This window comes from Paenibacillus sp. 276b (assembly GCF_900107875.1).
GTDB lineage: Bacteria > Bacillota > Bacilli > Paenibacillales > Paenibacillaceae > Paenibacillus > Paenibacillus marchantiae.
The window spans coordinates 222,998-234,578 of the sequence record NZ_FNRR01000007.1 but is presented as its reverse complement, the minus strand read 5'-3'; the positions used below and the strand labels follow the sequence as shown (position 1 = coordinate 234,578).

Annotated in this window: 11 protein-coding genes; 7 read left to right on the top strand and 4 right to left on the bottom strand. The window is 45.3% G+C overall.

The annotated features are described in order from the left end of the window. Positions 1-352 precede the first annotated feature (352 nt). Positions 353-952: a 30S ribosomal protein S4 gene (gene rpsD, locus BLV50_RS26595; RefSeq protein ID WP_063565580.1), complete on the bottom strand. Its 600-nt coding sequence runs from the start codon at positions 950-952 to the stop codon at positions 353-355. 463 nt (positions 953-1,415) lie between these two features. Between rpsD and BLV50_RS26590 the strand changes: the two genes are divergently transcribed. The 5 genes from BLV50_RS26590 to BLV50_RS26570 all read left to right on the top strand — a co-directional run bounded on the left by BLV50_RS26590 (position 1,416) and on the right by BLV50_RS26570 (position 6,482). Continuing rightward, the gene (locus BLV50_RS26590; RefSeq protein WP_090810771.1) at positions 1,416-3,395 is read left to right on the top strand and encodes a sensor domain-containing diguanylate cyclase; all 1,980 of its coding nucleotides are present in this window, start codon (positions 1,416-1,418) and stop codon (positions 3,393-3,395) included. A 132-nt stretch (positions 3,396-3,527) separates the two neighbouring features. Continuing rightward, on the top strand, positions 3,528-4,394 hold the full coding sequence (locus BLV50_RS26585; protein ID WP_090810769.1) for a hypothetical protein: 867 nt from the start codon (positions 3,528-3,530) through the stop codon (positions 4,392-4,394). A gap of 110 nt (positions 4,395-4,504) precedes the next feature. Continuing rightward, positions 4,505-5,620 carry an aminopeptidase gene (locus tag BLV50_RS26580; RefSeq protein ID WP_072735360.1) on the top strand — a complete coding sequence of 372 codons (1,116 nt, stop codon included), beginning with the start codon at positions 4,505-4,507 and terminating at the stop codon, positions 5,618-5,620. Between the two features lie 96 nt (positions 5,621-5,716). After that, positions 5,717-5,962 (top strand): HPr family phosphocarrier protein, encoded by a 246-nt coding sequence (locus tag BLV50_RS26575; RefSeq protein WP_024631140.1) that lies wholly within the window; start codon positions 5,717-5,719, stop codon positions 5,960-5,962. A gap of 226 nt (positions 5,963-6,188) precedes the next feature. Further along, positions 6,189-6,482, top strand: a complete 294-nt coding sequence (locus BLV50_RS26570) for an Fpa/YlaN family protein (protein ID WP_024631139.1) — start codon at positions 6,189-6,191, stop codon at positions 6,480-6,482. 191 nt (positions 6,483-6,673) lie between these two features. Here BLV50_RS26570 and cax read toward each other — a convergent pair whose 3' ends face one another. Next, positions 6,674-7,744: a calcium/proton exchanger gene (gene cax / locus BLV50_RS26565; RefSeq protein WP_063565584.1), complete on the bottom strand. Its 1,071-nt coding sequence runs from the start codon at positions 7,742-7,744 to the stop codon at positions 6,674-6,676. A gap of 183 nt (positions 7,745-7,927) precedes the next feature. Between cax and BLV50_RS26560 the strand changes: the two genes are divergently transcribed. After that, positions 7,928-8,290: an Asp23/Gls24 family envelope stress response protein gene (locus tag BLV50_RS26560; RefSeq protein WP_024631137.1), complete on the top strand. Its 363-nt coding sequence runs from the start codon at positions 7,928-7,930 to the stop codon at positions 8,288-8,290. A 158-nt stretch (positions 8,291-8,448) separates the two neighbouring features. Here the strand turns inward: BLV50_RS26560 and ftsW are convergent, their stop codons facing one another. Continuing rightward, positions 8,449-9,735, bottom strand: a complete 1,287-nt coding sequence (gene ftsW, locus BLV50_RS26555) for a putative lipid II flippase FtsW (RefSeq protein WP_063565585.1) — start codon at positions 9,733-9,735, stop codon at positions 8,449-8,451. 13 nt (positions 9,736-9,748) lie between these two features. Next, positions 9,749-10,096, bottom strand: coding sequence for a YugN family protein (locus BLV50_RS26550; RefSeq protein ID WP_090810767.1), 348 nt, complete (start codon positions 10,094-10,096; stop codon positions 9,749-9,751). A 212-nt stretch (positions 10,097-10,308) separates the two neighbouring features. Between BLV50_RS26550 and BLV50_RS26545 the strand changes: the two genes are divergently transcribed. Further along, positions 10,309-11,478: a M20 family metallopeptidase gene (locus tag BLV50_RS26545; RefSeq protein WP_090810765.1), complete on the top strand. Its 1,170-nt coding sequence runs from the start codon at positions 10,309-10,311 to the stop codon at positions 11,476-11,478. Positions 11,479-11,581: the final 103 nt, after the last annotated feature.

The window sequence follows — 11,581 nt, the reverse complement described above, 5'->3', positions numbered from 1 at the left end:
TGTCTTCCTCCTTTTAACAGCACTTATTATAGCATAAAAAGGCTGGTTTGCATGCCTGAGAAATACAAGCAATGGTCGAAAATTGCCATTCTTTCTTGGATTATGATATATATCATGCGGAATTGAATTACATATCATGAGAAGTCATGGAGAATTTCAATAAAACGTGGAAGTATTGAGCGTCCGAGTGTGGATGAAAATAGATGACTATGTATAGGAAAGAGGCCATATCCTTGTATTAGGTGCAGGTACGACCTCTTTTTTTACTTTTTGTTTCTCTCGAAATAAAAAAACAGCTGCCGAGAAAATCTCGGACAGCTGTTTGGTGTGAAGCTTAATGAAATTCCAACGATTAACGGTTGTAGAACTCGACGATTTGTTTTTCGTCGATGTCTTGGGACAATTCCGAACGCTCAGGCAAACGGATAAATTTACCTTCCAGAGCAGTATCGTTGAATTCTACGTATGCCGGAAGATGCGAACGGTTTTCCAAAGCTTCCTTAACGGAAGAAAGACCGCGGCTTCTTTCACGCAGGCTGATAACGTCGCCAGTGCTTACTTGGTAAGAAGCGATGTCAACTTTTTTGCCGTTTACAGTTACGTGACCGTGGGATACCAACTGACGCGAACCAGCGCGGGAGTTAGCGAATCCAAGGCGGTATACGAGGTTATCAAGGCGGCTCTCAAGCAAGAACATGAAGTTTTCACCTGCGATACCTTGCATTTTTTGCGCTTTAGCAAAGAGAGTGCGGAATTGCTTCTCGCCCAAACCGTACATGTGACGCAATTTTTGTTTTTCTTGCAATTGCATACCGTAGTTGCTGATTTTTCTCCGTTGGTTAGCTCCGTGCTGACCTGGAGGGAAAGGACGTTTCAATTCTTTGCCTGTTCCGCTCAGGGAAATGCCGAGGCGACGGCTCAATTTAAATTTAGGACCAGTGTAACGTGCCATGTTTAAAGTAGCTCCTTTTTAGTTAAAGTTCATATAGGGCTCTGTTTGCGCTCCAATTTGTTGATGCGGGCTAAGCCACGCATAGAACGATCAGGAAAGTTCAGCCGCTGTCCTGAAAGCAACAAAAAGAATGAGGGTGACACAACCGGTAATGCCCAAATTTAAAGACCCATTAGTAGTCTTCATCAACAATTTATTTTACAGTTTACTAGAACCAAAGTCAAGCCTGTGATAAAAGCAAAAAAACGTCTAAATTTGTCGATAGGTCCTTAGGCCCAAAATAATGGGACAATTTTCTGAAATATGGATGCAAAAATGCTTTAAAGAGAGTAAAATAGATTGTATCTTAACTTTAAATGATCTTGTACATTAAGGTTATCGCATAGAATTTGCAGGTTTGCGATAACGTCTGCAGATTAATGCATCCAAGTGGATGCAAAAACGGTGCAAAGGAGCGCCTGACATGTTAGAACATCTAAGAAGTAAACCAGCCAGCTTGAATTCGCGAAGTTCGGGCGATTCCGCATCTTCTGCCGCTCCTCACGAAGCGCATGTATTCTGGATGCAAAAAATGGACATCACACCTTTTGATTTTTCATATTTGGGAAGCCTGCTGCAACAAGCATACACCGACTGGCATATCCAACGGCGGCCGCACTCCGACAGATCATCGATAATATACAACGTATGGAATACAGAAGGGATCTGTATGGGGCAAGGAAATGAAGGGGCTCCATTGCTCGATGTACATTCGACTGTGATGCAATGCCTTGAAACGGGACAGGCCCAGTCGTTACGTGGAACCACTGAAAATGGAGAGTACCATCTAATGGCTGAACCTCTTTTCTCCAGAACAAATAAGGATATGTTTGCTGTCTTCACTGCTGTAACCTACGAGCAAAATCGAGATGACACGTCTGAAGCCGTTGTTCGATCGGAGGCATTGCATTATCGTACCTGCTTTTACCGAAGATTTGAATACATATTTATGACGGATCTATTACATGCTCATGAACAAACGGCTCGTGAAGAGCACCGAAGGTCAATTCTGTTCCAAATCGTTCAACGGATGCATGACAAAATGGATGTGGATGCCATATTGGATGAAGTCTTTGACAGCATTGACTACTTATATCCAACGACCCGTATGACATTGTATATGTCTCAGGATCAGAGCAGCCTCAACCCACGTATCAAACCGTTGCTTGTTCATGAACGTGGAGAAGACATCTGTGTACAATCGTTTATGGAAGGCAAGCTCATTGTTGTTCGATCGGATGAAGGTGAACATCGCATACTGGAGGTTGGTCTTCCTCTAAAAGGTAAACAAGGGATCTATGGTGTATTTCATATTGAGATGAATGAGGAGTTAATGGAAGATTCCGATCTCCAACTCATTACGATGATGGCGGATACAGCAGGAACTGCCTTTGAAAATGCCAAACTGCACGAGCAATCGAATATGTTGATCCAGGAACTTCGTCTAATCAACGATCTGACACAACGTTTGAACAAAAGCCTGCAGCTCATGGAGATCTATCAATTCTCTGAACAGGAGTTGAAGGACATTTTTCAGGCTGAATCATGTTGTATTCTTCAACTGAATGACAGTACGGATCACTTCGAAGTAATGTCATCCAATGTGAGTGAGTTAGGTCGCAAATCGTTTCCAATGGATTATGGAATCGCTGGTTTGCTGTATCAAACCGAAGAACCGCTCATCCTATCCAATTATGCGAAATACGATAGAGTGTCATCGGTCTTCATGGATCTTACCGGCTCAATGTCATTGATTGCTTCACCCGTTCGGGTGAATGGTGAAGTGAAGGGTGCCATTTTGCTGGGACATCCCAAAAAGCAGTATTTTTCGTACGACAATTACCGTCTGCTGCAGATGTTGTCCATTCATATTGGACTTGCTCTCTCCAATGCAACGCTTCACGCCGAGGTACGACGTTTGGCTAACCTGGATATGCTGACAGGACTGTATGTGAGGCATTACCTGGATAGTGTGATCCATGAACGTCAGGCTCATGAATTCTGTGGTTCACTGGTTGTTGTGGATATTGACCAGTTTAAGCAGGTGAATGACACGTTTGGGCACCAAACAGGTGATCAGGTATTGAAACAGGTAAGCGACATTGTAACAAGTTCCGTCCGGCCTGAGGACATCTGCGCCAGATGGGGCGGGGAAGAGCTGGCCATCTATATGCCTCAGATTGGTGCTCGTCAGGCACTGGAATATGCGGAAATCATTCGCACCAGGGTTGCTGAAGAAACAAGGCCTTCCGTGACCGTATCCAGCGGTATTGCCGAATGGAACTGGATGGATGAGAAGGTTAGTGTGGAATCGTTATTTTACCGGGCTGATATGGCATTGTACGATGCGAAGCATGGTGGTCGAAATCGGATCGTCATGGAAGAACAGGAAGTTACACGTTAAGAGAGGACTATTCCGATTGCGGAGTCGTCCTCTCTTTATTTTTTTGAAGAGGCGATGCCAAAGGAAGGAAGTATAAGCAAATAAGGGAGGGGCAGGCTATGGAGAAAGTTTGATGGAAAGGTGGAATAGAACATGTTGAACCGTCGGTATATACGTGGGCTATTGTTGATTCTGAGCATTGTTGTGTTGTGTGCTCCTGGTTGTGGATTGTTAGAGCGAGATCGAACTCCTGAGGAGTTATTTTCACTGGCTTTATCCGGAATAGCAGGTAAAGAAAAGCTGAGTTTTGATGGGGAAGCAGGATTACGACGCGAAAGCAACGGGCTGTTCGAAAATCAGTTTAAATTTGAGGGCAAGCTGGAGGATCATGACCGCTTGACCTTGCAAACGAGGCTGCCTGGAGCCGTGACTGCTGCCGGAGCGGGAGTAAAAGGGGTAAATGCCGCCGCTGTTAACAATAATGGGCAACCGAGTGGATTCAGTGCATCTTTTGAACGCAAACAAGGACAGTGGATGGCTTTAACTGCCCAACATGAGCCCCTGCGCGGATCGCTGTCCCGTTTTAATCCCATCGCTCAAATGGAAAGTATCGATCGGTTGAACAAAACGATAAAGTCCGAGTACGGTTCAGGTCGTCGAACGAAAACACTGCGAATTGAACTCGCACCAAAAGACGCCAAAACGTGGGCACTCGCGCAGCTTAACGACGAGATGAATGCGATTCGGGCAGAGTATATGCACAAGGCAACTGCGGTTAAGGGAGGCAGTCAGGAGAAGCTTGAGAAGGATTTGAACAAAGTGTGGGAACAAGGGGAAACATCGATGCAAGAGATGATGAAGCAGGCCGAGGTACAGACGGTGTATCATCTAACCGTAGATCGGAAAACTAGCTTGCCCTTGCGACTTTCTTCGGAAAGCCAGGTGAGCTATAAGGACATGAACAGCAAAAGGAATAAAGAAGCTCTTGTCACAGATGTAAACTTCAGGGCTTATGAATAGATAAGTTGCGGGGCTGCCTGCTGACGAGATCGTTGTAGCGTGCTACAATAGTATCGTAATTTACCGTTGTTCAATTCAAGGAATGGCGGATGACAGGAGGAGTTTACACGATGAAGGATCCAAGAATTCAGAAGCTCGCAGCCAATCTGGTGGGCTACTCTGTAGATGTACAGCCCGGCGAGAATGTGCTGGTTGAGATGATCGGCACGGAACGTGATCTGATTAATGCAATTATTGAAGAAGTAGGCAAAAAAGGCGGTAACGTCTTTGTACAGCTGACTGACAAAACAGTACAGCGTGCCATGTTCAAAAATGCGACAGAAGAAATGATGAAAACCTGGGCAGAGATCGATCTGAACCGGATGAAACAAATGGATTGTTACATTGGTATCCGTGCAGGGGAGAATGTGAACGATTTGTCCGATGTGCCGGAAGAGAAAATGAAAATGTACAATTCACTTTATTCCCATCCGGTACATAGCGAGCAACGGGTAAAACATACAAAATGGGTTGTGCTTCGTTACCCGAATGCAAGTATGGCACAGCTGGCGAATACAAGCACAGAAGCGTTTGAAGATTTCTACTTCGACGTATGTAACCTGGATTACGCTAAAATGGACAAAGCACAGGATTCATTGGCTAATCTGATGAAACGCACGGACAAAGTGCGTATCACTGGACCGGGAACAGACCTGAGCTTCTCCATTAAAGATATCGGTGCAGAGAAATGTTCTGGCCAAAAAAATATTCCGGATGGCGAAGTGTACAGTGCCCCTGTACGTAATTCAGTGAACGGAACGATTAGTTATAACGCGCCAACGCTGTATAACGGCATTACTTTTGAAAATATTAAATTCACCTTCAAAGACGGTAAAATCGTTGAAGCAACAAGCAACGATACAGACCGCATCAATGAAATTCTGAATTCAGATGATGGCGCTCGTCATATCGGAGAATTCGCAATTGGATTTAATCCACATATCCTGCACCCAATGAAGGACATTCTGTTTGATGAAAAAATTGCAGGCAGCTTGCACTTTACGCCAGGCCAGGCATATGAAGAAACAGATAACGGAAACCGTTCCTCCATTCACTGGGATCTGGTGTTGATCCAGCGTCCAGACTACGGTGGTGGCGAAATTTATTTTGATGATGTATTGATCCGTAAAGACGGGATTTTCGTTATTCCTGAGCTGGAATGCCTCAATCCGGATCGTCTGAAATAGGAACAGTATTTTGCTGTTGCTAGGAAAGCGGATTCACGGTATCATGTAGTGGTAATTAATAGATGATACCAAAAGTGAAAAGACGGAGGGATTCCTATGTCGAGTAATAACGCAGCGGTAGTGGAAATTGCTCAAACAGCGAGCAAGTTTACTTCTTCAATCGTGCTTCATTCAGAGAACAAGTATATCGATGTGAAAAGTATTCTCGGACTGTTTACAACGCTGATCAGCACGCACAGCTATGAACTGCACGTTCATGGCCCGGATGCAGCTGAAGCCAAAGCAGCTATGTCAGAAGTATTTGCCAAACATGGACTGAATGTAAGTATCGCATCCGAGTAATGGCACTAAGAAGCATCTCTGCCTATTATGGCAGAGGTGCTTTTTTTTGCATGAGATAATTCAGGTGTACGGCAAGACCTCCGTAAAATAGGGGGATTAGGCAGGAATAAAGCTCTCCATAATCTATGGTTATTTTGGTCAGGTTCTTGTATTAGCTCCTGATTTCGTCTAATATTAGAGGTAGAACGTCTTTACGCGATTTTTGGGACATAGGGGGGAAAAATGCATGACTTCATCTGATCTGCAGGACCAGTTGCACTTGAAAGCGATCAGTCTTCTTCAAGAAGATGCAGATAAAATACAGAAGCTTATTGAAGTACAGATGGAGAATCTGGCTACCCGCTACTGCCCTCTCTATGAGGAAGTATTGGATACACAGATGTATGGGTTCTCCAAGGAAGTCGATTTTGCTGTTCGTGCAGGGCTTCTTCCAGAAGGTGCTGGTAAGCAGCTGGTAAGCGCGCTTGAGCGGAATCTGGCGATTCTATATGAAGCTTTGAACAAGAAGAATGAGCAATAGCCTGCAATAGCGTGGGTCAGAATAGAAGGCATGCAGGTGTTTGCATGCTTTTTTTGTGCGCCTGAATTGAAACAGCTCGTCTGATGTGGTTTAGGCGAGGGAGAAAAGAAAAAACAGCCTGGAAATGCGATTTCCAGGCTGCCTTTTACGCGCTAATTTTTTGTCTATTATTTAGGATGATGGGAGTACTGTTATACCAGGAAGAACGATACACCCAAAATAACATACACAACCATTAGGAGTAGACCTTCGTACCAGTTCGTTGAACCGTCCTGGGTGATGGACTTGGCGATAAATACGGCTACGCCAATGGCGACCAGCTCAATCGTTGTAAACACAATGTCCATCGTTCTGCCTGTGAAGTAGCTGACAAAAACGAGCACAGGAGCTACAAAGAGTGCGATTTGTAAACTGCTGCCGACTGCGATCTCAACTGCGGCACCGATTTTGTTTTTCATGGCAAGCATAATGGCTGCACTATGTTCCGCGGCGTTACCGATAATGGCAACGAGGAACGCACCGACGAACAGTTCGCTGAGTCCAAATTGTTCAGTAAACACCTCAAGGGTGCCAACGAGCCATTCACTGACGAAGGCAACCATGACGGTTGCAAGAACAAGATAGAGAATTGATTTTTTCTTAGACCACTCGGGTGCATGTTCATGCGGCAACTCTTCATCTTCATCCACAGTGACATCTGCGAGATAGTTCTTGTGCGTAACCATGGAGAACACCAACCACGCTATGTAGGCAAGGATCAGCAAACCTGCGACAATGAGACTGAGTGTGTTCGTATCCTTCTGTGTGATGGAATGGGTATTCAGGAAGACGGCTGGAATAAACAGGGCAATGATGGCTACAATCATCAGGGAGCCGTTTAGACCGGCAAGGGATACGTTATAATTCTGAATTTTGAACTTGAGTCCTCCGGCAAAGATACTTAGACCAAGCACCAGCAGCAGGTTACCGATAATGGAGCCTGTCAAACTGGCCTTAACCATGTCGAACAATCCTTCTTTGACGAGGAAAATGGCGATAATCAATTCGGCGGCATTGCCGAATGTAGCATTCAAAAATCCGCCTAACCGCTGTCCGGCATAGTGGGCTACATTTTCGGTGGCTTTGCCTAAAAAACCGGCCACAAAAATAACCGAAATGGCTGAAATGACGAATTGCAGAATCGAATCCCATTTCAAGTAGTGGGCGACGGCGCTGAGTGCAAAGGTGGCAATCAGCAAAATGGATGAAATTCGGTTTCTCACAACAAACACCTCGGTAACATATTATTTTGTTTTAAACGATATGACTAAATACTTATGAGATTATTTTCATATTTCAATATAACCAAATCATGGTAGGTTGTAAACGCATCTTTTTGAGTTTAATTTGCTTTTTGGGGTCGAAAGGATTTAAAATACGAGTAACGAAGTGAAGGAGGATGTGGCATGGCAGAACAACTTCAACTAGAGGGCGGAAACATCCGGATTGCCGATGACGTAGTGGCGAAAATTGCCGGAATGGCTGCGATGGAGACACCCGGAATTGCCGCAATGTCTGGAGGATTGTCAGAGGGCTGGGCCAAGCGCCTGAGCGGTAAAAACGTACAGAAAGGCGTGGGCGTGGAGGTCGGCCAGCTGGAAGCAGCCATTGATCTGCGCATCATCGTCCTGTACGAGACACCGATTCATGAAGTTTCCCGCATGCTCCAGCAGAATGTAAGAGAAGCGGTAGAGACCATGACCGGGTTACGTGTTGTTGAAGTCAATGTAAAGGTAGAAGGCGTATCTTTCAGAGGCGACGATCTGTAAACTTGAGCAATCCGTGATGGAAGAACAACGGTATATTGACCTGGTTCTTCATCTAGATAAACAACACCAAAAAGACTTCGCATCGAATTCGATGCGAAGTCTTTTTCTGTTTTCAATACATTTTGTTCCAAAACCATTCGTATGACGTTTCCTTCCCATTACCGAATTCGGCGAATGGATTCACGTGAACGAAGTGCGGGAGAAGTACGTGATGTCTGAACCGTCACCGACTTCGTTTTCTCTTCCTTGATGACGTCCAAATTATTGGTACGTGAGATGCTGAGCAGGATACCCATAGCCACCATCATCACAAAGAGTGAGGTACCGCCATAACTGATGAACGGAAGGGTAACCCCTGTCACCGGAATGGTCTGGGTCACGCCCCCAATGTTGATAAAGGCCTGGATCGCAATTAATCCCATAATACCAATACCGACCAGTGTCCCAAATGGATCGGGACAGCGAAGGGAGACGATAATGCCTCGCCAGATGAAGTAGAGGTAGACCAACAGAAATAGGGCAGTTCCAACAAAGCCGAGCTCTTCTCCAATTACAGAGAAAATAAAGTCGTTATAAGCATTGGGCAAATAATGCAGCTTCATCGTGCCTTGTCCGATCCCGGAGCCGGTGATGCCTCCATCCCCGATGGCAACAAGGGAGCGATAGAGGTTAAGGCTTCCGCCTGTTTTGTCGGATAAAGGATCAAGGAATGCCTGAATACGGCCGATTTTATAGTTCTGCGTAGCTTCCGTAGTTGTGGTGCTATCTGCAGTATCTGAAGAAGACATGGAAGAAAACAAGGCATTCGCTCCAAGCGCCAATGCTGCTCCCAACACTACCAGCAAAATAGAACCCATAATGTGTTTCATACTTGCTCCACCCGCATAAATGACCAGTCCGCACGTCGTAACCAGAATAAAGCAGGTACCAAAATCCGGTTGCAACATAATCAGTCCTGCAATGAATCCGACAATGACCAGCACGGGAATATATCCTGTCCTAAGATCCCTGAACCGTTCCCCTTTTTTGGTAATCAGTGCAGCGAGGTACAAAACAATGGCAATTTTGGCAAATTCCGCAGGTTGAATACTGAAGCCGATAATTTCAATCCAGCTTCGGGCACCGTTTACCTTTTTACCTGCAACCAATACAATTAGTAGCAATACCGTGGTGAGTAAGAAAAATGGTGCATAAAGTTTTTTGTATTTGTTAAATCGGATATTCATGGCGAAAAACATGCCCACTAAACCGATAACCGCCCACATAAGTTGTTTTTTCGTGAAGAACAGGGCATCATTGTTAAAATTTTTGTTTGCAATTGCAATGCTGGAACTGGAGCTGAACACCATCACCAGTCCGAAGCCCACCAACAATAAAGTGAGGATTAGCAGTTGAAAATCCGGCGTGCCTCTCTTCGTTTTCGTTTGGGCCGTTTGTTGTTTCATGGTTCGGCCCAGCCTAAGCTTCCAGCAGTTCTTTAAGCTGCTGTAATTTTTGGGCCGCCAGCTTCACGACTGGCTGTGGTACGGTAGAGTCATAATCCAGACCATGCGGAAAGGTTGCTTTTCCAAGATAAATAGCTTCAACTGCGAGAACCGTATCCGGTTTTTCGAGTTTGCCATCTATCGCACGGGTATTAATACGTACAAAGTATTCCGATTTGGTTTGTTCATCTTCAATTTTGTAGTCATATGTAGCACGATAATATTCCCATTGCCACCGGACAAATCCGACTTTCTCGGCGCTCTCATCCAGGTATGCCAAGTCGCTCTTCAAGCCATCCAAGCCTGTATTCTCAAAAATCATAAGCGTCTGATCCTCCTCATAAGCTTCCGAGAGTATAAATCTCGTTCTTTTCTCTAGTTTATGATAGTATGTTTCCCCTTCCCGTGCAAGCTTTCAAGCGGTCATTCGTATCGGTTTTCTTCCAATTCTGCTACAATATACAGCAATAGGTTTCAAGAGGAAGGTTCGGGCTTGATGAAAGTCCAGTATAGAGAGCGAAAGGATGGAGAGACATGACAAATAATATATGGTGGAATGACCTGCAAATCCACATGGTAGAATGGCGTCGTCATCTTCATCGGAATCCTGAGGTTTCCTTTCATGAGGAGAAGACATCCTCTTTTGTAGCGGGTATGCTGGAGAGCTTTGGTGTTGAAGTGAGACGACACGTTGGTGGACACGGAGTTATAGGTACCCTTCGTGGGGACAAGCCAGGGCCTGTCGTAATGCTTCGTGCAGATATGGATGCACTTCCGATTCAGGACGAGAAGGACGTTGAATATGCATCACAACAAGCAGGAGCTATGCATGCCTGTGGTCATGATGGTCACATATCCATTTTGCTAGGCACGGCACTGTATTTCAGTCGCCATAAACATGAGATCAAGGGTGAGATTCGCTTTTTGTTCCAACCTGCAGAAGAGTTGCTACCAGGTGGTGCGCTCAAAGTCATAGCAGACGGCGGACTGGAAGGGGTAGATGTCATCTATGGAATTCATCTGTGGACCCCGCTTCCTGTAGGCGTGGCAGCGAGTACTCCAGGGCCGATGATGGCAGCGGCAGATGACTTTTATATTGAGATCAAAGGAAAAGGTGGACATGGCGGCATGCCGCAATCCACGGTGGACAGCCTCGTGGCTGGTTCAGCCCTTGTGATGCAATTGCAGACGGTTGTCAGTCGCTCGGTGGATCCCTTGCGTCCCGCAGTATTGACGATTGGTACAATGCAAGCGGGCTCAGCACAGAATATCATCGCCGAGTTATGTAAAATGACGGGTACAGTGAGAACCTTTGATGAAGAGACGCGCAGTATCATGAAGGAACGTGTGCATACGATCGTGGCTCAGACCGGAGAGATCTATGGTGCCGAGACGAAGTTGAACTATATTATGGGATATCCTCCTGTCGTGAATGATGAGCAGGAAACGGCACGTTTCTTCAAGGAAGCGGTAGATGTATTTGGTGAAGAACATGTACAGAAGTCACCAATGTTGATGCCAGCTGAAGATTTCGCTTATTACTTACAGCAGATTCCTGGCTGCTTTATGTTTGTTGGAGCAGGTAACCCGGAGAAGAATGCCATCTATCCGCACCATCATCCCAAGTTCGACTTTGATGAGGATGCCATGCAAAATGCTGTGAAACTATTTATAGCAATGGCTAAAGGATATACAGCCGAATGATTTGAGTATAGTTGGGCATCCTATTCATACCAAGGTATGAGCAGGGTGCTTTTTTTTGTTAGGTCTTTATAAAGCTTAAATTAAGGTCGAACTGTTGTATTAT